Consider the following 25,165-nt stretch of genomic DNA (forward strand, 5'->3'; position numbering starts at 1 on the left):
TTCTTTTCGGCCACTTGATTGACCGCTTGGATTTTGAATTCTTCGGGATAACGTGGGTTGCTCATGGCACCTCCTAATTGGCCTCAGTTTAAGGCAAAGAGGTGTCTACGAAACCCGAGGCGATTCAAATCCCACCCACACAACCGATCCCCTGTGGGAGTTGTCGAGCTTTAGCGAGGCTGCGAAAGCGGTGGGTCAGTCGATAAAAATGCCCGCAGTGCCGCCGCCTTCGCAGCCTCGCTGGGGCTCGACAGCTCCCACATTAGATCTCCGTCGCCGCCAAGATTGCGCCAATACAATCGATCCCCTGTGGGAGCTGTCGAGCTCTAGCGAGGCTGCGAAAGCGGTGGATCAGTCGATAAAAATGCCAGCAGTGCCGCCGCCTTCGCAGCCTCGCCAGGGCTCGACAGCTCCCACACCTGATCTCCGTCGCCGCCAAGATTGCGCCCACACAACCGATACTCTGTGGGAGCTGTCGAGCTTTAGCGAGGCTGCGAAAGCGGTGGGTCAGTCGATAAAAATGCCAGCAGTGCCGCCGCCTTCGCAGCCTCTCTGGGGCTCGACAGCTCCCACACTAGAGCTTCGTCGTGGCACAAATCCCACCCACACAACCGATCCCCTGTGGGAGTTGTCGAGCTTTAGCGAGGCTGCGAAAGCGGTGGATCAGTCGATAAAAATGCCAGCAGTGCCGCCGCCTTCGCAGCCTCGCCAGGGCTCGACAGCTCCCACACTAGAGCTTCGTCGTGGCACAAATCCCACCCACACAACCGATCCCCTGTGGGAGCTGTCGAGCTTTAGTGAGGCTGCGAAAGCGGTGGGTCAGTCGATAAAAATGCCCGCAGTGCCGCCGCCTTCGCAGCCTCGCTGGGGCTCGACAGCTCCCACATTAGATCTCCGTCGCCGCCAAGATTGCGCCAATACAATCGATCCCCTGTGGGAGCTGTCGAGCTCTAGCGAGGCTGCGAAAGCGGTGGGTCAGGCGATAAAAATGCCAGCAGTGCCGCCGCCTTCGCAGCCTCGCCAGGGCTCGACAGCTCCCACACTAGAGCTTCGTCGTGGCACAAATCCCACCCACACAACCGATCCCTTGTGGGAGCTGTCGAGCTTTAGCGAGGCTGCGAAAGCGGTGGGTCAGGCGATAAAAATGCCAGCAGTGCCGCCGCCTTCGCAGCCTCGCAGGGGCTCGACAGCTCCCACACTTGATCTTCGTCGTGGCACAAATCCCACCCACACCACCGATCCCCTGTGGGAGCTGTCGAGCTTTAGCGAGGCTGCGAAGGCGGTGGGTCAGGCGATAAAAATGCCAGCAGTGCCGACCCCCCCCACACTTAGATCCATGTCGCGGCTGACACTGCGTCCGTGCTCTTTTACTCGGCGCCAGCTGTCGGTTCGTCAAAGGTGTCAGTCAACGGCACAAACACCCCCGGCGAGGTTTCGGCGTAGCCAAACGCCCCATAGAAGCGGTCCAGTTCGCGCCGCTTCAAGGCCTTGCCGGTGAATACGCTGACGTACTGGGGAATTCGCCGGAACCGCACCACCACGTCTTCGGTGGTTTTCATCGAGATGTAGCCGATCTGTGTGAGGTAGATGGTTCGCGCGCGCACATCGGCGGCTTCGTCATCGTAGCCAAAGCGCCGGAACATGCCGGCCAAGGCGTTGATGCGAGTGTCGTCGGCCAGGGCGATTTCGGCGCTGACCTCCCCCGACTGCATTGCCCAACTGCGCACGGCAAATTCGAACTGCGAGTCGAACAGTTCCGGGTTCAGCCAGCATTCGAAGACGTTGAGGATCGCCTCGCAAATACTTTCGGCATAACGCTCGCACTGGCGCACCAGGTTGCCGGTGTTCTTGTCGCGCCAACGGGTCAGCAACGCGGCGAGCAGTTGCTCGCGGTCTTCATAGAACCAATAGAAACTGGTACGCGACAAGCCCAGTTGCTTGGCCAGCGGCATGACGCGCACGGCGTCGATGCCGGACTCTTTCAGCGCTGTGTACGCGGCGTCCAGCCACACGTCGACCGAGCCTCGCCAGCCCGTGTCCTGGGTCTTGCCTCGGGGTTTTGCGATCATCCGGGTCACCTTGCCTGGGAATTGCAGGCCACTCTACACGCCCAGCTGCATGGTGCACAGGGAGTGTACAGCGACGTACATTTCGACTCGCCCTGGCGCACCGCCTTTTGCGCAACCTGGAGGTTTAACGCACTAAATTGAACGAATCTGACCCTGTTCCGCTCAATACTTCAGGACACACAAACACCCACACGGACGAGGTTGAGGTAGCGGACATGGCAGCGAAAAAGTGTGAAGCATCGACCACACCTGGCTGGGACGAACAACTGGCCGGCAACACCGAACTGTTCTTCGAAGCCGATCGGCTGGAGAAGGCAGCCTACGACATCATCGGCACCAGTCTGGCCGACGCAGCCGCGTGGTTGCGCTTTAGCGAGGCCAAGCAGATTGCCGATGCAAAGCGTACCGAGGCGTACCAAGACTTGATGCGCATACGCCGGGGCATGCTGGACCGAAACTCGCGGCCCTCCCCCCGCGCCGATCACCCTCCCCAGCGCGGCCCCTCCGCCGCCCATTGAGACTGCACGCGTCTCACCCACCGCGAGAAAAAATATTATACAAACCCGCCCCGCTCCCCAAACATCCAGGGGCAGCCCGCGTCAGCGGAACTTCCCTGGTTTTTTAGAGCAGGCCCCTCTATGGCACGATTTAAAACCACGCTGTTGGCTTTCCATTTCCTGACAATCGCAGGCCTATTCATGCCCTCATTGAATGCCCACGCCAACACCCTCGACTCAACTGTGGCAACCCCTTCGCAAGACGCCGTCTACCAACTGCGCATCTACGAAATTTTCGAGACCAACAAGGTTGCGTTTCATCAGCGATTTCGTGATCACGCCATGCGCATCATGGCCCGCCATGGGTTCGATATCATCGCCCTGTGGGAAGCCAAGACCCACCAGCGTACCGAATTCCTCTACGTGATCAGATGGCCTGACGCCGATACGATGCGCCAGGGCTGGAAAAACCTGATGGCTGATCAGGAGTGGTCCGCCATCAAGGAAAAAAGCGCCGCGGAACACGGCGCGATGGTGGGCGAGATTCAGGAAAAGGTGATGGCGTTGACCGACTATTCACTGATACCCGCCGGCCTGCCACGGCCATGACGCAAAGGTAACCTACAGTTCCTTGAAGCGGTGCCGCGGTATTCCCGGCACCGGCAACCGGATGCTGTAGATATTGCCCGCCGCCGGATAGTCCGCGTGCTCCGCCGCCGACATGCCGAACTTGGCAGTGGTGATAAACAAGGTGCGCCTATCCGCCCCGCCAAAGCAGCAACTGGTGGGGCGTGGCACTGGCATTGGCAAGGTCTGGAGCAGGACGCCATTGGGGTCGTATTGGAGCAGGCAGCTGCCATTGAACTGGCAAACCCAGAGGTTGCCCTCGACATCCAGGGCCAGGCCGTCCGGGCGCCCCAGTTCAGCCGGGGTCTGGGCAAATACCGAGACTTGTTCCAGGTAGCTGCCATTTGCCGGGTAGCGGGCACGGTAGAGGGTCCGGGCTACCGAGTCGACGAAGAACAGCTCGCGCCCATCACGTGACCACACCAGGCCGTTGGGCAGGCTGATGTTGTCCAGGATCACCGAGGCGTTCAGGCCGGCGTCGTAGCGGTAGAACTTGCCCGTATTGCGGCTGTGCGCCTCATCCATCAAGCCGGTGATGAAACGGCCCTGGGGATCGCAGGCACCATCGTTGAAGCGGTAGGACGACAGCGTGATGGCCAGCTTTGAGTGCTGGATGACCCGCAGACGGGTGCGGTCGAGGATGGCAACTCCGGCATTCTGGGTAAAAATCAGATTGCCCTTTTCGGTCAATGCCAAGGCGCCAATACGCGAAGGCGACTCATACAACCGTGTCAGGTTGCCCTGTAGATCCAAGGCATTGATCTGGCCGCCACTGATGTCCACGAACAGCAGGCACTGGTGGGTTTCATCCCAGACCGGGCTCTCACCCAGGTCAGCCTGGCAGGGCGAAAAAAGACGAAGCTCTTCCTGAGCAGGCATAGTCAACACTCCTTGATCTGGTCCCAACGTTGGGCGACTTGTTCGGCAGTGGCGGCCTTCACGCGAGCCAGATCGACGGGATAGTCGACACCCGGGTTTTCCACAAACCGCGTCGCCGTAAACTGGCCATTGCTGGCGCGCAGGACGTAACCGGAATCCTGGCATTGCCGCGACGCCAGGAACACCACGCCAGGCGTCACCCATTCGGGCTTGAGGTTTTCCGGTTCGCCCGTCACGCCCCACATGCGGGTCTTGGCCACGGGTGATACCGCATTGACCAGAATGCCCGACTCCGCACCTTCCATGCTCAACGCATTCATGATGCCCAGTTGCGCCATCTTGCCGGCGGCGTACGCCACCAGGCCGGGTTGCGCATAGTGCTGGTACATCGCACGGTCTGACGAGGTCAATATCACCCGGGCGGCAGTAGAGTGTTGGAGGTGTTTCCAGGCATGTTTGCATAACCAGATCGGCGTGTAGATATTGATATCCACCGCGCGACCTATGAATGTTGCATCAGCCTCATCAATGGGTTGATAACCGACCCAACCGGCGTTGTGAATTAAAATATCGAGTTGACCAAACGCCTCGATGGCCGTCGCCACCAACTGCTCGCAACCCTGTTCGGTGGACAGGTCACCGTGATGTCCGACCACGTTAAAACCCTGGTCTGCAAGGGTGCGAGCCGCTTCCATGGCAATCGAGCCATCGCCCCCCGCGCCCAACTTGTCCGCACCAATATCACTGATCACGACATTGGCGCCCAGCGTAGCCAGGGCTTGCGCGTAACTGAACCCCAAGCCTCGGCCTGCGCCCGTTACAACGGCGGTCATTCCTGTAAAGTTCATTGGCTATTCCTCTTGAGTGCCACCTCACCTTAACAATGTATATCGGTGCTGTTTAATACTAACGGCGGCGCAAGTTGATACTTGGCTCATATCAAGTTGATGTTTATTGCGCGCAAACCCGGAATGAACGGCCCCTCCATGAACTTCACTGCGGGATTCAGGTCTGCTGGGTAGTCTTGCAAGTTTTGGATCCAAAGTTTAACTGGGCGATGTTTATTCCTTAGTCGAACACTGGATTAACGGTACCATTGCTGCACCTAGTCCACTGATCAGTTCAAATGAAGGAACAGAAGAAATGATCGAAACCCGCCTGCTACGCCAGTTCATTGCCGTGGCTGAAGAGCTGCATTTCCACAAGGCTGCCATCCGCCTGCACATGGCCCAGCCCCCGCTGAGCCAGGCCATCAATCGCCTGGAAGACAAACTGGGGTTCAGTTTGTTTACCCGTAATAAGCGCGGGGTCAAACTGACCCCGGCCGGCGGTGCGTTCCTGGAGGCCGCGTATAGCACCCTGAAGGCGTTGGAGCAGGGCATCGAACACGCACGTCAGGTGTCCGAGGGGATTGCCGGCAAACTCACGGTGACTGCGGTGTCGATCGCCTACTACGAGTCGCTGCTCAGTACGCTGCGCCAGTTTCGCGAGACCTTTCCCAAGGTCCAGTTGGTCATCAAGGAGATGCCCTCCTCCAGCCAGGCCAAGGCCATTCTGTCGGGAGAGGCGGATATTGCCTTCATGCGCAAGCTGCCAATTTCGGCGGAAAACGTCGAGTCCCGCCTGTTGCTGGATGAAGAGATCGTGATGGCGCTGCCCGCCCATCACCCTAAGGCAAAGGACGGCCAGATAGACTTGAGGGACTTCGCCGGCGAAGACTTCGTGTTCACCCCCGAAGCCCTGGGTACCGGCTATCACAGTCAGCTTATTGCATTGTGTGAAGCCGCCGGTTTTTACCCCAAGGTTGTGCAAGAGGCCGCACAGATCCATACCCTGATCGGTCTGGTAGCCTGTGGCTTCGGGGTCGCCCTGGTACCCGAGTCGATTGCCAACTCAATCATGCGCGACAAGGTACTGTTTCGCCGGATCTACCCGGTGACCGCCTCTCCCAACCCGGCAATCGGCCTGTACATGAGCTGGAACACCCACAACGAATCGCCGTTGATGGACAGCTTTATTTCCATGCTCGACTTCAACGCCGCCCCCGGGGTTGAGGGGGCACTGGCCGTACAGGTCGGTTAGAGTGCCAGCCGATAATCCTTGAGCCATGCGGCAAGGGACAAAGCGGTTTCCAGGTTATTGCGCTTGAGCTGGGAGTTGAAGGCCCCCACAGGCTGTTCAAGCTCGCGACGCAATTGCGTGCGATCAATGATCTGGAAAACCGCGTTGTCGGCTTGTTGCAACAGCGCACGGGTTTGCGCGCGCAGGAACTGTTCATACGCCAGGTTGGCAGACGTCGGGTAGGGACTCTTTTTGCGCTGCATGACAGCGTCAGGTACCAGGTCGGCACAGGCCTGCTTGAGCAACCACTTTTCCACGCCCTCCTTGCCCTTGATGCTCCAGGGTACGTTGTAGACGTACTGCACCAGTTCATGGTCGGTGAACGGCACACGCACTTCGAGACTGGCGTACATGCTCAAGCGGTCCTTGCGATCCAGCAGGATCGGCAGCCAGCGATGCAGGTGCATGTGGCAGACTTCGCGCATCTTGCGCTCCTCAAGGCTGTCGCCCGGCAGATGTTCGACGCTGTCCACCGCCTGGCCATAACTGCTGCGTTGGTATTCGGCGAAATCACACAGTTTGTTGAAGTCCGGGTTGATCATCTCGGCCTGCAGCAGCTGCATGCGCGACAGCCATGGAAAGCGCTGGGCTTCCAGGGCCTGGGGGTCGCGGAACCAAGCGTAGCCACCAAACACCTCATCCGCTGCTTCGCCGGAAATGGCCACGGTGGAGTGCTCGCGGATGGCCTTGAACAGCAAGTGCAGTGAGGTGTCCACATCGCCGAAGGTCTGGGCGGAGTCGTTGGCCCTGAATACCGACTGCCGCGCCACCTCGCTCACCAGTTCCTGGTTGTCGATCAGGATGGTCTGGTGATGGCTGCCGATCGCTTCGGCCGCCGCCAGCGCAAAGGGTTGGTCGCGGTCAGGGCGAAAAGTGTCGGCACGGAACTGTTCGGCCTGGCCGACAAAGTCCACCGAAAACGAGTTGACCACACCGCCTTGTTCGGCTTGCAGTTTTTTCTGCGCCATGGCGGTGAGGACGGTCGAGTCCAGGCCGCCGGAGAGCAAGGTACAGACCGGCACATCGGCATACAGCTGTTCGCCCAGGGCCTTTTCCAGCAAGGCGCGGGTTTTCTCGACGGTTTGTGCGTCGGTGTCGGTGTGCTCATGACGTTCGACAGCCCAATAACGCTGCACCTTCGGTGCGCGCCCCGCCAGCAATTGCAGGCTGTGGCCCGGAGGCAGTTCGCGAATGCCCTTGAAGGCCGTTTGCGCGGTAGCCTTGGACAGGGACAACGCGTCCACAAGGCCGACAACGTCCAGCGCTCGCTGGAACTGCGGATGGGCGAGAATGGCCTTGGGCTCCGAGGCGAACAGCAGGCCAGCGTCCAGCGCCGCATAAAACAGCGGCTTGACGCCCAGACGGTCGCGCAGCAGCAGGAAACGCCCCTGGCGCTCATCGAAAATAGCCATCGCAAACATCCCGGTGAGGTGGTCGACGCATTGCTCACCCCACTCCAGATAGGCGTGCAACACCACTTCCGTATCGCTGCGAGTCGTGAACTGGTGCCCGGCCTTGCTCAAACGTTCACGCAGTTGGACATAGTTGTAGACCTCGCCGGTGTACACCATCGCCACCGTCGCCCCGCCCGCAGTGGTGAATGTCATCGGCTGCACGCCGCCGCTCAAGTCAATGATTGCCAGCCGCCGGTGCCCCAGTAGCGCGTGCTGCCCCTGCCAGATCCCTTCGGCGTCCGGGCCACGTCGCGTGAGGCTGGCGGTCATTTCGGCCACCAGTGGACGTTGATCTTTGAGGTCTCGCGCAAAGTCGACCCAGCCTGTAATTCCACACATATCAAAGGATCCTTATTGGTCGAGTGCAGCCGCCGGCAATGGGCCACGCAGCGTTTCAAGTCGTTTAGCCAAGTCGATCAATTGCAGCTCGCTGTCGCGGCGCCCCATGATCTGCAGGGCCAGGGGGGCCTTGCCGTCAGCACTGAGCATGATCGGCAAGGTGATTGCCGGCAGGCCACTGAAGCTGGCTAAGGGTGTAAAGCCGATTTTGCGTGAGTAATCCGGGTCGGCAGGCGACGGAATGGTCGAATCGCCCGGCAGCGGACGGCGCACATCGAATGGCCGGCAAGGGTCGATGGGAAACACCACCACGTCCACGCCTGCAGCGTCAAAACAACTGTCAATGGAGGCACGCACCGCCTGCATGCGCGCAGTTATCTGCTGATACTCGGCGTCGCTCACCCCGGCACCTACCTCCAGCGCGGCCTGGGTCGACCAGTGCAAATCCGCATCGAAAATTTCACGCCATACCTGGGAAGCCAGCCACGCGTCCCGGGCACATAACTGCCACGCCGAACCACGGCAGTCCCACAGTTCGGGCAACTGCATGGGCACTTGAGGCATACCCAGGTCTGCCAGGAGGCTTTTTGCCTGGTCCATCATCGCCAGCATCGGTGCCGTGGTGACACCGTCGTCAATGTGGCTCAACACGCCAATCCGGTAGGTGCCGGCCAGCGGCTTTTGCACGCCCAGGTGTCGCTCAAGCCCCAGCCTGGGCATCAGGAAGTCCAGGTCATCGGCGGTACGCGTGACCCAGCCGAGGGCGTCCATGGAGGGTGACAACGGGAACACACCGTCCAGATTGGAGGCCTTGTGGGTCATGCGCAGCCCCACCATGCCGCAATGGGCTGCAGGCCAACGCACGGAGCCGAGCACATCGGTGCCCAGGGCGATGTCACACAGGTGTGCGGCCACGGCAACCGCCGAACCGGTGCTGGAGCCGGAGGGGTCTATGCTCGGATACAACGGATTGCGCGCCCCGCAGCCGAAACCGATATTGAGTTCGGTGGTGGCGACCTTGTACAGGATGCGCACCTCGGGATGTACCGCCCACAAGGCGCTGGCTGACACATCGGGATAGTGCCGGTAACTGCGTAACCCCAGACGCGTGGGCATGCCCGCCACGTCGACGGTGTCTTTGACCCCCATGCGGAACGTGGCTGTGTCGTCGGTCACACTCGAGACCAGGCAACGGTATTGGCTGTCCGCCGAGCCTGCCCAGTGGTTGTACTGCCCGGCCCATTGATGCCGCAGTTGCGGCTGTTCCAGCAGCAAACTGTAGCGCTGGCGCAACGGTAACCTGAGAAATTCCGGCACCGCCGTGGCCTGTTCACGTTGGCTCGCGTGGCCGGACAGGTAGGCAGTAATGCTCTGCTCTGCAGTACGGATGCTCATGACTCTCAACTCCCTGTTTGCTGGATAGCCCAAGCCTGCGGCTTGCCGCTGGCCGACAAGGGCAACTGCTCGACGCGTCGAATCTGCACCGGCTTGGGAAAATGAACGCCCAGGCGCTCGATGGCCTGGGCAAGGCTCGCCTCCGTGAGTGTGGGCGAGCTGAAAACCACTTCGTAGGCCTCACCGCGCAACTCATCGCGCAGGGGCATGCACGCCAGGTGCTGGCACTGGGTCACGGCACTGAGTTCAGCGCGCAGGACACCCAGGTCCTGGCGCACACCATTGATTTTTATCAGCTGGCTGGCACGCCCCAACCACTGGAATTGCCCATGCCCAACCGCCAGGATCCAGTCGTCGCTCTGGTGCGTCAGTGCCGACACTTGTCCCTCAGCGGCCCTTGCGATTCGCGGGCTGTGCACGTTGAGTCGCGACTCCACCCCCACCGGGCTGAGCAGCGAGACATCCTCGAATACCGTCCAGGCCGTGGCTGCCTCGCCAATGGGACGATGTGCAATGGCACCGGTCTCGGTCGAGCCGAGCAGTTCGATAAACGTCGCGCCCTGGCCGGCATAACGATCAACGATCGCGTACGCCTTGGAAGGCAGCGCCGAAGCGCTATGCAGTACCAGTACGGGCACCTGCGGCACCAGGCGTTTGAGCAGCGATGCGAGCAATGTCCAGGTGCTGGCGATACACAGGATCACTGTCGGCCCCCTGACCTGCAGGTCCGGCAGCAGGAGTGCTTCCAGGGAGCAGGATTGCAATCGGGCCCGGGTCACATCGGCACCGACCTGCCCCAGAATCATGCCGTAGCTGTGTTCGGTAGGGGCGAACGACAGGATATCCGTGACACCCGCGGCCCACGTACCGAGGATCATCCGTGCTTCCTGCTCCATCTGCCGCCGGGTGCGGGCCCACTGGCGCGGCGCGCTGGTAGACCCGGAGGTACGGAAGACATGCTCCGCGCTCATCGCCTACACCGCCTGCAAGGTGGCAGTGTCTTCCAGGCGCTCCTTGACGAACTGCTCCATTTTTTCCAAGGTCTCGAACCAGTAGCGAACGTCGTCGCCGACATAGTCCACCTCGATACCAAACCGCTCCTCGATGGTGGTCACCACTTCAACCGCCATCAGGCTGTCGAAACGCTCGCCGATAAAGTCGCGAAAACTCTCGTCCGCGCCAATGCTGCGAACTTCAGGCCCCAGTAGTGTTTCCAGGGCGGTGCGGATATCGTCTTTTACAGTGCTGACGTTAGTCATGTTATTAACCCTTGGTGGCAGCGTTAGTCAGTGTTTCATCCGTGGCGTAAAAAACACTTTCAGGAAACACATCCTCGTACTGCAGATAAAAGAATGAATCGGCAAACTGCGTGGTAAAGAAGTTGAACAGTTGCGTGGCAAAATCCTTGCGGAAAAACTGATCACGGCTGGCGGCTATCGAGGCGCGAATAAAGAACACACGACTACGCTTTGTTTCACCATGGTTGATCGCCATGGGTAGGCCGGCACTGAATACACTGTCTTCATCCAGCGCACTAAAAATCACCATGCAGTGCCCCGGATCCAGCCCATGGCCCTTGAGTTCCCGGGCAACTTTCAAGGCGATTTTCTTTTTCTCGCTTATTCCCAGAAACCCGGAGCGAATGTTGATCGTCGGCACATGAGCCTCTCAAGACAAATACAAGTTAGGAAGTACCGGCAACTGCCCCTTGAACCACTGCCCCACCAGACTGCCCAGGCAGGTGGACAGCGCGTCGTGCCCTTCGCGGTACATCGGTGACCAGGCGTAACCGCCGTCCGTCTCGACGTTTTCCAGGAAATACAGCACGTGAGCGCGGTCTACCTCGAGGCCGAAATCGCAGGACGCGGCCATGGCTTCGTAGGTACTGAGCAGGTCCGGAATGCGATTGCCGGTATTGGCGAAACCACCCTGCTTGACCTTGTGCCGCCGCAACAAGGCAAGCATTTCGTCATCATCGCGGTGGCCCAGGTATCGCAGGCATTTGAGCGCCTGGACACTGGATCGGAACGTCGGCACACCGCCCGGGAAATTGGCGAAGGCCAGCGGTTCCTGGGTGACGGCGCAACGCCTTACAAAGCGCTCCAATTGCCCGCAGTCGATTCCGTCACTGCGGCCCAACCGGGTGATGATTGAAACCGCGGAAGCCGTCGACACCATGTCCGAGCCTCGCCCCTCCCAGAAGCCGAAGCCGCCATCGGGGTTCTGGATCCGCCCCAGCCACGCCAACACGGCCTGCCGCGCCTGCGGCGAGTCGCGCAGCGCACCGGCCGCCAAGGCCCACGCCGTACAACGTACTTCTGCGCCACGGCCGGGCATATACATGACGCCGGCTTCGTTGGGCAGTTGACAGCCCTCGATCCACCTCACCGCCGAGGCACGGGCCTGCGGGGAGAGGCGGCCATCCAGGACGGTGGCGGCAGTGGTCAAGACATCCGCCGCCGCGCTTTTTTCACGGTAGGTGTAGCCGCCATTGTCGACATAAAGCTGCTGGACAAACCGGCTGACGCCCAAGGCCAGCCCACTCACATCCTGGCCCAGGGCCTTGAGCGAACCGACCGCACAAAACACCGCCCATACGTCTTCACAGTCATAGCCTTGCCAGCGCACAAACCCGCCTTCAGGGCCACGCAACGACTCGATCCACGCGACGCAATCGGCACTGTGCAATGGCGCGGTTCCCAGTGCGGCGAGGGTCGCAGTGGTGCGATAGGTGGCCCACAGGCACGGTGTATCCGCCGCTTCACTGAAACGAAACCCGCCCCCTTCCAGCTGCTGGGCCTGCATCCAGTGGACCAGTCGATCCATATCCCATGCAGGCACCCAGTCGCCTTGCTGGCTGAGCGCCTTCCAAGCCATCACGCCATAGAAGCACGCGCGCACATCGGCCTTGTTACGCTGGGCAAACGCGGGCGACCAACTCAGCCCGCCATTTTCACACTGCAATGCACTGAGCCACTCGAGCAGCATGGCCGGCTCTTTCACTTGACCGTGGCACACATTGATCAAGGTGCGTACGGCGTAGTGCGTCGCCCACACGTCCGCGCCCTGCCCCGCGCACATGGCGTAGGCCTGCCCGTCCCACAGGCTGTCCAGCCATGGTTCGGTCTTTTCCGACACCTGTTCCAATGCGCCGAGATCGTTGAGGGTTTCCGTGCAGTAAAACGTTGCCCAGGCATCCGAAGGCATGCCTTTGCTCCAGGCATAGCCACCATCGCGATTCAATCGCGTCTCGATGTAGCGACGAATCTGCGGCTGGTCGACGGAATGCAACTGATCGATCCAGGCCAGGCTGCGGATGGCCGCATACGTGCACCAGAGGTCCGGTTGGCCACTGACCACCGCGCGGCCCTCGGGGAAACGTGGCGGGATCGGACTGAAGGCATTCATTGCTGGCCACCGACAAAGCGCAGGTTGGTTTTTTTCCAGCTTTTTTGCGAGGCGCCACTCTTGCTGACCGCCGCCAGGTTGTTGACGAACAGGATCCTGTCCCACTGCAGGTTCATGCGTTCCTGGGAGCACTCGCGCAACGAGTCTGCGAGCCCGGCTTCCAGCGCGTTGTCCCAGACCACGTCGCGCTCCAGGATCAGGCTGGCACTGTCGGTCGTACGGTCCACCTCGATCATGTAGCCGGTGGCGTTGCTGGTGCCGTAGACGATTTCCTCGATCTTGCGGATTTCAAGGTCCACTCCAGAGACCATGACAGCGTCGGAATCTCGACCGTTGACCATCATTGTCGGTCCAGGCAAACCGACTGCACACTCGGACGTGATGGTCACGCTGTCGCCGGTGTCCAGGCGCAACAGGGGGCGGGCGTAAAGATTCAGCGGGGTGACGACCAGGCGCCCGCTGGCGCCTTTGCTCAAGGGTACGATCTGACCGCTGGCGGTCACCAATTCGAAGTAGTTGGTACCCGTGGTCAAACGTTGCACCTTGCCCTGGGTCACCGCCGCCAAGGTGCCGGTTTCGGTGCTGCCGTAGCTGGCGTCGTGAATATCGCAAGCCCACCACTGCGCCAGTTTTTCCCGGAATGGCCGGGTATTGACCTCGCCCAGCAACATGATCGCCTTGATCGACTCACTGACACGCTCCAGCATCTGCCGCTGCTTGAGGTAGCGCGTGAGCTGGACGAGGACCCCCGGCGCGATAAAGATCACCGTCGGACGGTACACCTCGAACATCTTGCACAGGCGCTCCCAATCGGTGATACCGGTGGTGAAGGGGTAGGCACGCACATGGGAGACATCGAGGTATTCGCACACATTGGCGATCAAGTCGCCCACTGGAACGATGTCTGACGGCATCAGATTGGCGACCCGCGAACCGGGCTCGATAACGTGGCGCCAGTGGAACGCTACCGACACCGCGTTCCAAATGATGTCTTCCTTGAGCCTGGGGCTGGGGGTCGGCTCGCCGGTGGTGCCGGTGGTTGCGTAATACTTGGCGGCCTGGCCGTATTCAACGGTGCAGAATGCACGTGGAGAACCTTTCAGGCTGGCCTTGGGTGTCAGCGCCAGGGCCTGGAACCCGGCAAAACTGTAGTCACCCAGGGCGTGGTAGAACTCGCTCTTGCGAGCACGTTCCCATACGGCCCGCAGTTTTCGTTCATAGAAAGGGGCGTCGGGGATCAACTCCCCATGACGCAGGATTTCGCTTTCGGCGCCCTGCAAAACCCCATAGTAATGATCGTTATGCACTAACATTAACTTGCCCTCGTTAAAAAACCCCAGCGAGAATTGGCGAGCCGAGCGATAAAGTAAAATACTTTCGCGGTCTATTTGTAAGAGCCTGCAGATATCAGAGAAAACGCCCGATACTTGGCGACCCGGCGATATTATTTAGTTAGGGTCGTGCCCCCGCGATACGCGAGTCGCCCGCACATTACAACTAACTAAACAGTTCACAGCTCTCTAACACTGGGGGGCACCACGCGCCGACTAATACCCGCCAAAAGTATTAAACAGAGACTTTTATAGTATTTCTCATCTCACTGTTGTCACCGCACTATCACCGCCACCTTGCAAAAACGAGTTCCGGGCATAACCACGACAGTCGCTTAAAAGACGGCGCCAACTTAGTGCACTTGCACCGGTGGGACCTTCGACTTATGCACCGACAAGGAGACGCTGAATGCTGACGACACACAAACACTTCCAGGCCAACGCCACTGGCTGGACACCCGATACGTGGCGCTCACGCACGGCCCTGCACCAGCCCGTCTACCCCTGCCCCACCGAACTCCAGCATACCTTGCAGCGACTGGCCCAGCGGCCCGCGCTGGTGAGCGCTGGCAAGATCCTGCAACTCAAGACCTTGATCGCCCAGGCGCAGGACGGCCAAGGCTTCATCCTGCAAGGCGGCGATTGCGCGGAGTCTTTTGACCACTGCTCCAGGGAGACCACCGCCAGCCAGGTCAAAGTGCTGCAACAAATGACTCAAGTACTGATGCAGCGCCTGCAAATGCCGGTGATCTGCCTGGCGCGCCTGGCTGGGCAATACGCCAAGCCGCGTTCCAGCGACAGCGAAACCCTGGGCCAGGAAACCCTGCCGGTGTACCGCGGTGACATCGTCAACGGCAGCACGTTTAGCCCACAAGAACGCCGCGCCGACCCGCAACGCCTGCTGCAGGCTTACAGTTGTTGCGCTTCAACCCTGGGGTTTATCCGTGCCCTGTATGAAACCGGTATCGATGACCTGCTCAAGCCCGCGCACTGGAGCACGGCATGGATCGACACGCACCCTGAGAGAGCCGCCTTCCATCGCACAATCCAGGGTGTGCAGCACACCGCGCAATTCATGGCGGCGCTGGCAGGCAGCGACACCGACCGTTTTCTGCACCGTGAAACCTTTGTGTCCCACGAAGCCCTGCTGCTGGACTACGAGCATGCCCTGACGCGCCAAGAACCGGGTTTCGACGGCTGGTTCAACCTGTCCACGCACTTTCCCTGGATCGGCAAACGCACTGCAGACCTGGAAGGCGCGCATGTGGAGTACTGTCGCGGCATCCGCAATCCATTGGGCGTGAAAGTGGGTGCCGAGGTCAGCCCCGACGCCTTGCTGGCGCTGATCGAGCGACTCAATCCCCACAACGAACCGGGCCGACTGACGCTGATTCACCGCATGGGCGCTGACCAACTACGCAAGGCACTCCCGCCCTTGCTCAACGCCGTCACTCGCTCAGGCGCCAAGGTGCTATGGCTATGCGACCCCATGCACGGCAATACCGAGACCCTGGCCTGCGGTACAAAAACCCGACGTTTCGAGCAGATCATGGGCGAGATCGAGGTGGCCTTCAGTGTCCATCGCGAACACGGCACGCGTTTGGGCGGCCTGCACTTGGAGCTCACAGGGGAGCACGTCACCGAGTGCCTGGGCGGGGCACGCGACCTGCAGCCCGAGGACCTGTCCCGTCGTTACTTGAGCAAGGTCGACCCGCGCCTCAACTATGAACAAGCCCTTGAACTGGCGTTGCGCGTTGCACACCTGACCTGAACCCGCCCTCCTCCCACCACTGAGTTCCTATGCCAGCTGTCATCTATATTTTTTCGCTCTGCACCTTCACCTTCGGCTTGTCCGAATTCGTTGTCGCCGGCTTGGTATCCGCGATTTCGCTGGACCTGCACGAGTCCATTTCGAACGTCGGCTCGGCCATTGCAGCGTACGCCCTGGGTGCCGCCATCGGCGCCCCGGTCATCACGGCCATGCTGGCCAGCTGGCGCGACAAATCCGTCCTGCTGCTGACCCTCGCCGTACTTGCCGTCGGCAGCGTGGTTATCAGCCTGGCGCCGGATATCCTGACCTTGCACGGCGTACGCCTCATCATCGGCTTGGCGCATGGCGTGTTCATGGCCGTGGCCTCCAACGCGGCAGTCAAACTGGTCGACCCGATGCGTGCAGGGCGCGCGCTGTCGCTGGTGTGGATCGGCCTGACGCTTTCGATTGCCTTTGGCGTGCCCATCGGCACCTTCTTCGGCAGCTACTGGTCCTGGCGGATAGTGTTCCTGGCTATCGGTGGCCTGGGCCTGATCAGCACGGTGGGGCTGGTCCTGCTGATGCGCCGGCAACCCACCGCGTCACCTAACGCTGGCCAAGGCTTGAAACAAGGCCTCGCCGCCCTGTTGCACCGCGAACTGTTGATGGCTGCCACGATCGCGATGCTGGTGAGCGTCGCCACGTTTTCGTTTTTTACCTTCGTGTCGCCGTTTCTGCTGGACATCACCCGTATCCAACCGCAGGTGCTGAGCCTGGCGATGCTGGCGTTCGGTGTCTGCTCCATTCTCGGCAATGTGCTCGGCGGCTATCTCGTGGATGCATTCGACGCGGACCGATGCTTGCTCGGTGGCTTGAGCGCCTTGATGCTCAACCTGATGAGCTTGTATCTGTGGGGGGACTCGGTGATCGCCACCCTGACGCTGGTGGGGCTATTGGGGGTAGTGTTCTTTGCCATTGTGACCATGTCGACCCTGCGCATGCTGCGCCTGGCACACCACTATATTCCGCAATCCAGTGCCGTGGCGTCGGGACTCAATATTGCGTCATTCAACCTCGGAACAGCGTTGGGTGGCGTCGGCGCAGGGTGGGTGATTACCCATTTCGGTCTCGCCTACATCCCCATCGCAGGCGCAAGTGCGGCCCTGTTGGCCATGGGTACACTTGCCCTGCAAATGAAAAGCCGGCCGGGGCTGCAGGAGGCCTTGCGGGAAAGCCCCTGATAGCCAGGGGCCGCCGATCACGGTTTGGGGGCCTCAGTCCGACACTTGCTCGAGGAAAATAAGCTGCAAAGGCTCCTTGAGCAAACCGTCGGCCGCTGCTGCAAATGCCTTGAAGTACGGCGTGGCAAAATGTGCGTCGAGGGCGGCCTGGTTCTTGAAAGCTTCCCGCATGTAGAACGTACCGGGCTCGTCACGCAGCTCAAACAGCACATAGTCAAGGTTACCGGGCTCGGTGCGCGTTGGTTCAACCAACGCCAACAAGCCTTGCTTGAGTGCCTGCTGCTGGCCGGGCTTGGCCTTGAGCACGGCGATGGATACCAAGGGTTTTTGCATGGTGGGCACTCCGTTGGGGGAAAGGCTCGGGTGTTGGCTGGCGCAGCCTGCGGTCAACGACACCAGCAGCGTCAACCCCATCGACCTGATCAAGGTGTTCATGCAAACCCCTCCAGCACAATCTTGCCACGCGCCTTGTTACTCTCGACCAACGCATGGGCACGGCGCATGTTGGCCGCATTGATAGCGCCGAAATGCTCACCCAGGGTGGTCTGCAAAATGCCTTGGTCGATCAGTGTGGCGATGCGATTGAGCAGGTGATGCTGGTGGATCATGTCCGGGGTTTCGAACAGCGAGCGGGTGAACATCAACTCCCAGTGCAGGGACAATGACTTGAGTTTGAGCGGCATCACATCCAAGGTGCGGGGATCATCGATCACCCCCAGGCGCCCTTGGGGTCGCAACACTTCGATCAATTGCGCCAAGTGCTCCTCGGTGTGCGTCAGGCTGGCCACATGACTGACCTCGCCAACCCCCAGCGCTTGCAGTTGGGCCAACATCGGCAGGCGATGGTCGATCACATGATCGGCGCCCATGCGCTTGACCCAGTCGACGGTCTCCGGGCGCGAGGCAGTCCCGATCACGGTCATGCCGGTCAGCTCGCGGGCCAATTGCACCAGCATCGAGCCCACGCCGCCAGCGGCACCCACCACCAGCAATACATCGCCGTCGCCGCCGTCTTCGCGCACTCCGAGGCGATCAAACAACAATTCCCAGGCAGTGATCGAGGTCAGCGGCAAGGCCGCCGCGTGGGCAGCGCTCAACGACTGCGGGCGGTGCCCGACAATACGCTCGTCCACCACCTGCAGTTCACTGTAACTGCCTGCCCGGGTCAGCGAGCCGGCGTAGTAGACCTTGTCCCCCGGCTTGAACAACCGGACGTCGGCGCCGACGTCGCGCACGGTACCGGCCGCGTCCCAGCCGAGCACCTTTGGCTCCTTGGCGAAGCTGCCGGAGCGGACTTTGGTGTCCACCGGGTTGACCGCGACCGCCTCGACTTCTACCAGCAAGTCCCTGGGGCCAGGCGTGGGTGCGGCGATGTTGACGTCTTGCAGTGAGCGCGGGTCGTGGATGGGCAGACCGTGTTCGGTAAAGGCGATGGCTTTCATGGCAGCTCATTGATGAAGGAAGTGGCGAGCATCTTTACCGTTCCCACTACAAAGAAAAATCAACACAATGCAGCAACACTTTCACTCTGGAAGAGAAAATGATCCGTATCGATGACCTTGGCTTGTTCCTGCGCAGCGCCGCCCTGGGCAGCTTTACCGCCGCCGCAGTCGAGGCCGATTTGCTACCTGGGCAGGTGGCCGCTGCAATCAAGCGTCTGGAGCGGGAACTGGAAGTGCGCCTGTTCACCCGCACGACGCGCAGCCTGCGCCTGAGCGCTGAAGGTGAGCAGTACTTGCCCACGGCGCGGTCAGTGCTCGAACACCTGGAGCAAGGTCGGGCCAACCTGCACGGTGACAATGCGCCGCTGCGTGGCACCCTGCAGATCGCCGCCCCGTCGGACCTGGGGCGCAATATCCTGCTGCCGTGGCTCACCGAATTCCGCCGGCTGCACCCGGAGTTGAACCTGCGCTTCCTGCTCTCGGACCACGTGAGCAACCTGTTTCGTGACCCGGTGGATGTGGCCATCCGCTACGGCCTGAACGAAGACGCCAACTATATCGCCCTGCCCCTGGTGCCCGGCAACCGCCGGGTACTGGTGGCGTCCCCGGACTACCTGGCACGCCAGGACGCGCCCCGAACGCCGCAGGACCTGTCGCGTCACACGTGCCTGCCGTACCTGCAAAGCGGTCGGCTGCATGACCGCTGGCAACTGGGCACGCAAACCGTGCACGTCGCCGGCCCGCTATTCAGCGATGACGCGGATGTGGTGCGCCGATGGGCCCTGGAGGGTGAAGGGATCGCCTACAAATCCTGGCTGGATGTCAGCGCCGACGTCCAGGCAGGCCGTCTGGTGGTACTGCTGACCGACTATCCCGGTGATGTGTACCCCCTGAGTTTCGCCTGCCCCCATCGCGGGCAGGTCTCGCGATCAGTGACTGCGCTGCATCAATGGCTGAGGCAGCGGTTCAGTGCTATGGCGCCTTTTGCGATCGAGCACTAGCCCACCGTCGTGACGGTGCTCATCAAATTACTGCTGACTCTTGCGCTTCCGGTATTATGGTATACCATCATACACAAACCCACCGTACCCAGATGGAGCAGCCATGAGTTTCGAAATCCGCAAGATCGTCAGCTACGTAGAAGAAACCTTTATCGAAGGCGGCAAGGCTTCTGACACGCCGGTGACCATGGTCGGCCTGGCGGTCGTCCTGAAGAACCCGTGGTTGGGTCGCGGCTTTGTCGAAGACCTGAAACCCGAGATCCGTGCCAACTGTTCGGATCTCGGCGCGCTGATGGTGGAGCGCCTGGTCGGCATCATCGGCGGCGCAGAGAAGATCGAAGCCTATGGCAAGGCCGCCGTGGTCGGTGCCGACGGCGAGATCGAACACGCCTCGGCCATCATCCATACCCTGCGCTTTGGCAACCACTACCGAGAAGCGGTCAACGCCAAAAGCTACCTGAGCTTTACCAACAAGCGCGGCGGCCCGGGCACGTCGATCCAGATCCCGATGATGCACAAGGATGACGAAGGCCTGCGCTCGCACTACATCACCCTGGAAATGCACATCGAGGATTCGCCGCGTGCCGACGAAATCGTCGTGGTCCTGGGCTGTGCCGATGGCGGTCGCCTGCACCCACGCATCGGCAACCGTTACATCGACCTTGAGGAACTGGCCGCTGAAAAAGCCCAGTAATCAAGGCTCGTCACTCAAACAAAAAGGTATGCAGGAGCGCTCCATGATTCGGCTCACCGCTGAACGCACCCCGGCTGGCACCAGTTATCTGGCGACCGGCCAAGGCCAGCCTGTGGTTTTGATCCACGGCGTGGGCCTGAATAAAGAAATGTGGGGCGGGCAAGTCGTTGGCCTGGCCCCGCACTATCGCGTGATTACCTATGACATGCTCGGACACGGCGCCAGCCCGCGGCCGGAAAACGGCACACCGTTGCTGGGGTATGCCGACCAACTCCTGGAGCTGCTTGACCACCTGCAATTGCCCCAGGCGACGGTGATCGGTTTCTCCATGGGCGGGCTGGTGGCACGCGCGTTTACCCTGCATTACCCCGAGCGCCTCAAAAGCCTGGTGGTGCTTAACAGCGTGTTCAATCGCAGCCCCGAGCAGCGCGCCGGCGTTATCGCGCGCACCGCCCAGGCCGCCGAGCACGGGCCGGATGCGAATGCCGAAGCCGCCCTCTCGCGCTGGTTCAGCCGTGAATACCAGGCAGCCAACCCGGCGCAGATCGCGGCGTTGCGCCAGACGCTGGCGGGGAACGACCCACAAGGCTACCTGACCACCTACGAGCTGTTTGCCACCCAAGACATGTACCGCGCCGACGAGCTGGGCAACATCAAGTCTCCCACCCTGGTGGCGACCGGCGAACTGGACCCCGGCTCGACACCGCAGATGGCCCGCCAATTGGCTGATCGGATTCCGGGCGCCACCGTGGCTATATTGGCCGAGCAACGGCATATGATGCCGGTTGAATCGCCGCGCCTGGTCAACCAGCTGTTGCTGGACTTTCTCGAAACGGCACACGCCCAACAACAAACGATAAAGGGGATCGTGGCATGACGCTTGAACGCTTCCAGATGTGCATCGGCGGTGAATGGGTCGATGCCCTGTCCGGCAAGACCTTTGACAGCCTTAACCCGGCCCTGGCAGCACCCTGGGCGCAACTTCCGGATGCCGATGAAGCCGATGTGGAGCGCGCCGTACAAGCCGCACAGACGGCTTTCGACAGCCCGGCCTGGCGTGGCCTGACCGCCACGGCACGCGGCAAAATGCTGCGCCGCCTGGGTGACCTGATCGCCGAGAACAAGGAACACCTGGCCCAGTTGGAAAGCCGCGACAACGGCAAGCTGATCCGCGAGACACGCGGCCAGGTCAGCTACCTGCCGGAGTTCTTCCACTACACCGCCGGCCTGGCCGACAAGCTCGAAGGCGGCACCCTGCCACTGGACAAGCCCGACCTGTTTGCCTACACCGTGCACGAAGCCATGGGCGTGGTGGCAGCGATCATTCCGTGGAACAGCCCGCTGTACCTGACCGCGATCAAGCTTGCGCCTGCCCTGGCGGCGGGCAACACCATCGTGATCAAGCCGTCGGAGCACGCCTCGGCGACCATCCTCGAACTGGCGCGCCTGGCCCTTGAAGCCGGCATCCCGCCTGGCGTGGTCAACGTGGTCACCGGCTACGGCCCCAGCACTGGCGCCGCCCTCACCCGTCACCCGCTGGTGCGCAAGATCGCCTTTACCGGCGGCGCGACCACGGCACGGCATGTGGTGCGCAGCAGCGCCGAGAACTTCGCCAAGCTGTCCCTGGAACTGGGCGGCAAGTCACCCAATATCATCTTTGCCGACGCTGACCTGGACAGCGCCATCAACGGTGCGATTGCCGGGATCTATGCGGCATCCGGCCAAAGTTGCGTCTCGGGCTCGCGCCTGCTGGTGCAGGATGAGATCTACGACGAATTCGTCGAGCGCCTGGTTGAGCGTGCCCAACGCATCCGCATCGGCAACCCGCAGGACGACGCCAGCGAAATGGGGCCGATGGCCACCGCGCAGCAACTGGCCGTGGTCGAAGGCCTGGTGGCGGACGCCATCGCTGAAGGCGCACGCCTGCGCACCGGAGGCAAACGCCCGCAGAACCTCGGCGAAGGCTGGTTCTATGAGCCGACGCTGTTCGAATGCGACCGCAATTCGATGAAGATCATGCAGGAAGAAGTCTTCGGTCCGGTGGCCTCGGTCATCCGTTTCAAGGACGAAGCCGAAGCGCTGGCCATCGCCAACGACTCGCAGTTCGGCCTCGCCGCCGGCATCTGGACCCGCGACCTCGGACGTGCCCACCGCCTGGCCCGGGACGTGCGCTCGGGGATCATCTGGGTCAACACCTACCGCGCGGTGTCGGCCATGGCCCCCATCGGTGGTTTCAAGAACAGTGGCTACGGACGCGAAAGCGGCATCGACTCGGTGCTGGCCTACACCGAACTGAAAACAGTGTGGATCAACCTCTCCCAGGCGCCCATGCCTGATCCTTTTGTGATGCGTTAAGAGACCCAGACCATGATCGAACCCGGCATTTACAAAGACGTCATGAGCTCATTCCCATCCGGGGTCACGGTGGTCACCACCCTCGACCCGGACGGCGGCATCGTCGGCATCACCGCCAGTGCATTCAGCGCGCTGTCGATCGACCCGGCCCTGGTGCTGTTCTGCCCCAACTATGCCTCGGACACCTACCCGATCCTGCGCGACAGCAAGCGCTTTGCGATTCACCTGCTGTCGGCTGACCAGACTGCCGAGGCCTATGCCTTCGCTGGCAAAGGCAAGGACAAGGCCAAGGGCATCGAGTGGCATTTGAGCGAGTTGGGCAACCCGCTGCTGGCCAAGGCCACGGCGATCATTGAATGCGAGTTGTGGCGCGAATATGACGGCGGTGATCATGCAATCATTGTCGGCGCGGTGAAAAACCTGATCCTGCCTGCGCAGCCGGTCACGCCGATGATCTACCACAAAGGCAAGCTGGGCCCGTTGCCCACGCTGGCGTGAGGAGCGCCGGGGGCCGGATGGCGGGCGCCGCGAGGGTTTGTCGCTTAAAGAACGCAGCATGATAAACTTCGGCACGATTTCGGCCTCAATCGGCGCAGCCGCCCCTGGCCTCCAGTTAACCGCCACATTCAGAGCAGACCCCATGAAACGCCTGCCACTCGACGACAGCTTCAAGGTCAATCACAACCCAGTTACCCTGCGCGAAATCGTGCTGGAGAAACTGCGCAGCGCCATCATGAACTTCCAACTGCTGCCGGGTGACCGCCTGGTGGAGCGCGACCTTTGCGACCGCCTCGGCGTCAGCCGCACGTCGGTGCGCGAAGCCTTGCGTCACCTGGAATCCGAAGGCCTGGTGGAGTTTGCCGATGCCAAGGGTCCGCAGGTAGCGATCATCACCCTGGCTGATGCCGTCGATATCTACGAACTGCGCTGCGTGCTCGAAGGCCTGATCGTGCAGCTGTTCACCCTGCGCGCCAAGGCCAAGGACATCAAGGCCCTGGAAAAAGCCCTGGAGGAAAACCGCAAGGCCCTCAAGGATGGCGAGTTGCAACAGGTCATCGACTCGGTACAGGGCTTCTACGACGTATTGCTCGAAGGCTCCGGCAACCACGTGGCCGCCACCCAGTTACGCCAGTTGCAGGCCCGCATCAGCTATCTGCGCGCCACTTCGGTGTCCCAGGAAAACCGCCGTGGCGACAGTAACCAGGAAATGGAACGCATGGTCCAGGCGATCAAGAGCGGTGACCCCCTGGCCGCCCACCAAGCCTGTGTCGATCATGTGCGCGCCGCCGCCGCCGTGGCCCTGGACTACCTCAAGCGCAAGCAGGAAGAAACCGGCAAGCTCCCGGAAATCACCCTGCCCATCGCCCTCAAAGAACCCCGCATAGGCCATTGACCGTGCCCAGCCCACGCTTTTGCCCGACGTGCGGCGCCAGTGACCTCAGTCACCAGCTGCCACCGGGCGATACGCATGAGCGCCTGATGTGCCGGGGCTGCGGCTATATCCACTACATCAACCCCAAGATCATCGCCGGCTGCATCATCGAGCAGGACGGCAAATACCTGCTGTGCCAACGGGCGATCCCGCCCCGCCCCGGCACCTGGACCCTGCCCGCCGGCTTCATGGAAGGTGGCGAAACCACCGAGCAGGCCGCGTTGCGTGAAGTGTGGGAAGAAAGCGGCGTACGCGCGGAGATCCTTTCGCCCTACTCGATCTTCAGCGTGCCCAGGATCAGCGAGGTGTACATCATCTTTCGCGCCATCGCGCTGGAGGTCACCGGCCAGTTCGGGCCGGAAACCCTCGACTACAAATTCTTTGCGCCCGAGGATATCCCTTGGGACAGCATCTACTACCCGGCGATCCGGCAGATCCTCGAGCGGTATATCGAGGAACGCCGGGCGGGGGTGTATGGCATTTATATCGGGAATGACGACAGCGGCAGGATCCACTTTATTCGCTGACCTTCAGGCGGAACCGCGTCAACGTGTGGGAGCGGGCTTGCTCGCGAAGGCGGCCTACCAGACGGCCCCCCTCTAACTCTAACCCCGCGATCCAAATGTGGGAGCTGGCTTGCCTGCGAAAGCGGCCTGACAGCCGACCACCCTCCAACTGTCCCCCCGCGATCCAAAAATGTGGGAGCTGGCTTGCCTGCGAAGGCGGCCTGACAGCCGACCACCCTCCAACTTCCCCCCCGCGATCCAAAAATGTGGGAGCTGGCTTGCCTGCGAAGGCGGCCTGACAGCCGACCACCCTCCAACTGCCCCCCCGCGATCCAAAAATGTGGGAGCTGGCTTGCCTGCGAAGGCGGCCTGACAGCCGACCACCCTCCAACTGCCCCCCCGCGATCCAAAAATGTGGGAGCTGGCTTGCCTGCGAAGGCGGCCTGACAGCCGACCGGGATGTTGGATCAGACCGAGTACATATCCGTTACTTGGGTAACGGCTGCTATGGGTTCCGCCCTTACGGCGGCTCACTTTTGAAAAGCGCAAAAGTAAGCAAAACGCTCTTGCCCCAACACTCGGCACCTCGCCTAGGCTCGGTGTGCCCGTAATCCGCCAGGTATT

The 25,165-nt window shown here is 61.1% G+C and carries 24 protein-coding genes; 12 read left to right on the forward strand and 12 right to left on the reverse strand.

Annotated elements, in window-relative coordinates:
• Positions 1-1,367: 1,367 nt before the first annotated feature.
• Positions 1,368-2,069: a TetR/AcrR family transcriptional regulator gene (locus KHP07_RS18335; RefSeq protein WP_078049133.1), complete on the reverse strand. Its 702-nt coding sequence runs from the start codon at positions 2,067-2,069 to the stop codon at positions 1,368-1,370.
• A gap of 215 nt (positions 2,070-2,284) precedes the next feature.
• On the opposite strand from KHP07_RS18335, the gene KHP07_RS18340 reads away from it, so the two are divergent.
• Positions 2,285-2,587, forward strand: a complete 303-nt coding sequence (locus KHP07_RS18340) for a hypothetical protein (RefSeq protein ID WP_250883641.1) — start codon at positions 2,285-2,287, stop codon at positions 2,585-2,587.
• A gap of 180 nt (positions 2,588-2,767) precedes the next feature.
• Positions 2,768-3,175 carry an NIPSNAP family protein gene (locus tag KHP07_RS18345; protein WP_214497709.1) on the forward strand — a complete coding sequence of 136 codons (408 nt, stop codon included), beginning with the start codon at positions 2,768-2,770 and terminating at the stop codon, positions 3,173-3,175.
• Positions 3,176-3,187: 12 nt separating this feature from the next.
• Here KHP07_RS18345 and KHP07_RS18350 read toward each other — a convergent pair whose 3' ends face one another.
• Together KHP07_RS18350 and KHP07_RS18355 are read right to left on the reverse strand one after the other, a co-directional pair.
• Positions 3,188-4,072, reverse strand: a complete 885-nt coding sequence (locus KHP07_RS18350) for an SMP-30/gluconolactonase/LRE family protein (RefSeq protein WP_099492773.1) — start codon at positions 4,070-4,072, stop codon at positions 3,188-3,190.
• 2 nt (positions 4,073-4,074) lie between these two features.
• Positions 4,075-4,920, reverse strand: a complete 846-nt coding sequence (locus tag KHP07_RS18355; protein ID WP_214497710.1) for an SDR family NAD(P)-dependent oxidoreductase — start codon at positions 4,918-4,920, stop codon at positions 4,075-4,077.
• A gap of 295 nt (positions 4,921-5,215) precedes the next feature.
• Between KHP07_RS18355 and KHP07_RS18360 the strand changes: the two genes are divergently transcribed.
• Entirely contained in the window at positions 5,216-6,154 is a 939-nt protein-coding gene (locus KHP07_RS18360) for a LysR family transcriptional regulator (RefSeq protein ID WP_099492775.1), read from the forward strand.
• Here KHP07_RS18360 and asnB read toward each other — a convergent pair.
• From asnB to KHP07_RS18395, 7 genes are read right to left on the reverse strand one after another with little or no spacing between them, the layout of a single operon-like run.
• Positions 6,151-7,986, reverse strand: a complete 1,836-nt coding sequence (gene asnB, locus KHP07_RS18365; RefSeq protein ID WP_078049138.1) for an asparagine synthase (glutamine-hydrolyzing) — start codon at positions 7,984-7,986, stop codon at positions 6,151-6,153. The two genes, KHP07_RS18360 and asnB, sit on opposite strands and share 4 nt — an antisense overlap.
• 12 nt (positions 7,987-7,998) lie before the next feature.
• Positions 7,999-9,381, reverse strand: a complete 1,383-nt coding sequence (locus KHP07_RS18370; protein WP_100490331.1) for an amidase — start codon at positions 9,379-9,381, stop codon at positions 7,999-8,001.
• 5 nt (positions 9,382-9,386) lie between these two features.
• On the reverse strand, positions 9,387-10,352 hold the full coding sequence (locus KHP07_RS18375) for a class I adenylate-forming enzyme family protein (protein ID WP_214497711.1): 966 nt from the start codon (positions 10,350-10,352) through the stop codon (positions 9,387-9,389).
• A gap of 3 nt (positions 10,353-10,355) precedes the next feature.
• On the reverse strand, positions 10,356-10,640 hold the full coding sequence (locus tag KHP07_RS18380; protein WP_100490329.1) for an acyl carrier protein: 285 nt from the start codon (positions 10,638-10,640) through the stop codon (positions 10,356-10,358).
• Between the two features lie 4 nt (positions 10,641-10,644).
• Entirely contained in the window at positions 10,645-11,040 is a 396-nt protein-coding gene (locus KHP07_RS18385; RefSeq protein ID WP_099492778.1) for a hypothetical protein, read from the reverse strand.
• Positions 11,041-11,049: 9 nt separating this feature from the next.
• On the reverse strand, positions 11,050-12,789 hold the full coding sequence (locus tag KHP07_RS18390) for a prenyltransferase/squalene oxidase repeat-containing protein (RefSeq protein ID WP_100490328.1): 1,740 nt from the start codon (positions 12,787-12,789) through the stop codon (positions 11,050-11,052).
• The gene (locus KHP07_RS18395; protein WP_099492780.1) at positions 12,786-14,102 is read right to left on the reverse strand and encodes an AMP-binding protein; all 1,317 of its coding nucleotides are present in this window, start codon (positions 14,100-14,102) and stop codon (positions 12,786-12,788) included. Before KHP07_RS18395 ends, KHP07_RS18390 begins: the two co-directional genes overlap by 4 nt.
• 427 nt (positions 14,103-14,529) lie before the next feature.
• Between KHP07_RS18395 and KHP07_RS18400 the strand changes: the two genes are divergently transcribed.
• Both KHP07_RS18400 and KHP07_RS18405 read left to right on the forward strand, forming a co-directional pair.
• On the forward strand, positions 14,530-15,891 hold the full coding sequence (locus KHP07_RS18400) for a 3-deoxy-7-phosphoheptulonate synthase (protein WP_214497712.1): 1,362 nt from the start codon (positions 14,530-14,532) through the stop codon (positions 15,889-15,891).
• Positions 15,892-15,920: 29 nt separating this feature from the next.
• Positions 15,921-17,111 carry an MFS transporter gene (locus KHP07_RS18405; RefSeq protein ID WP_214497713.1) on the forward strand — a complete coding sequence of 397 codons (1,191 nt, stop codon included), beginning with the start codon at positions 15,921-15,923 and terminating at the stop codon, positions 17,109-17,111.
• 33 nt (positions 17,112-17,144) lie between these two features.
• Here the strand turns inward: KHP07_RS18405 and KHP07_RS18410 are convergent, their stop codons facing one another.
• Positions 17,145-17,444, reverse strand: coding sequence for a putative quinol monooxygenase (locus KHP07_RS18410; RefSeq protein ID WP_078050951.1), 300 nt, complete (start codon positions 17,442-17,444; stop codon positions 17,145-17,147).
• Positions 17,445-17,542: 98 nt separating this feature from the next.
• Positions 17,543-18,553 (reverse strand): zinc-binding alcohol dehydrogenase family protein, encoded by a 1,011-nt coding sequence (locus KHP07_RS18415; RefSeq protein ID WP_078049149.1) that lies wholly within the window; start codon positions 18,551-18,553, stop codon positions 17,543-17,545.
• Between the two features lie 98 nt (positions 18,554-18,651).
• Here KHP07_RS18415 and KHP07_RS18420 point away from each other — a divergent pair, with 98 nt between their 5' ends.
• The 7 genes from KHP07_RS18420 (at position 18,652) to KHP07_RS18450 (ending at position 24,562) form a co-directional block, all read left to right on the forward strand.
• Positions 18,652-19,554 carry a LysR family transcriptional regulator gene (locus KHP07_RS18420; protein ID WP_078049150.1) on the forward strand — a complete coding sequence of 301 codons (903 nt, stop codon included), beginning with the start codon at positions 18,652-18,654 and terminating at the stop codon, positions 19,552-19,554.
• Between the two features lie 103 nt (positions 19,555-19,657).
• On the forward strand, positions 19,658-20,248 hold the full coding sequence (locus tag KHP07_RS18425) for an amino acid synthesis family protein (protein ID WP_078049151.1): 591 nt from the start codon (positions 19,658-19,660) through the stop codon (positions 20,246-20,248).
• Between the two features lie 43 nt (positions 20,249-20,291).
• Complete coding sequence (locus KHP07_RS18430) at positions 20,292-21,125, forward strand: alpha/beta fold hydrolase (RefSeq protein WP_214497714.1); 834 nt, start codon at positions 20,292-20,294, stop codon at positions 21,123-21,125.
• Entirely contained in the window at positions 21,122-22,603 is a 1,482-nt protein-coding gene (locus KHP07_RS18435; protein ID WP_214497715.1) for an aldehyde dehydrogenase, read from the forward strand. The genes KHP07_RS18430 and KHP07_RS18435 overlap by 4 nt, the downstream gene beginning before the upstream one ends.
• A gap of 12 nt (positions 22,604-22,615) precedes the next feature.
• A complete protein-coding gene (locus KHP07_RS18440; RefSeq protein WP_214497716.1) occupies positions 22,616-23,101 on the forward strand; it encodes a flavin reductase family protein in 486 nt (161 codons plus the stop codon).
• Positions 23,102-23,243: 142 nt separating this feature from the next.
• A complete protein-coding gene (locus KHP07_RS18445) occupies positions 23,244-23,996 on the forward strand; it encodes a GntR family transcriptional regulator (protein ID WP_078049157.1) in 753 nt (250 codons plus the stop codon).
• 2 nt (positions 23,997-23,998) lie between these two features.
• A complete protein-coding gene (locus KHP07_RS18450) occupies positions 23,999-24,562 on the forward strand; it encodes an NUDIX hydrolase (protein ID WP_214497717.1) in 564 nt (187 codons plus the stop codon).
• Positions 24,563-25,165: the final 603 nt, after the last annotated feature.

The sequence above is a fragment of the Pseudomonas sp. VS40 genome, assembly GCF_018587885.1.
GTDB lineage: Bacteria > Pseudomonadota > Gammaproteobacteria > Pseudomonadales > Pseudomonadaceae > Aquipseudomonas > Aquipseudomonas pergaminensis.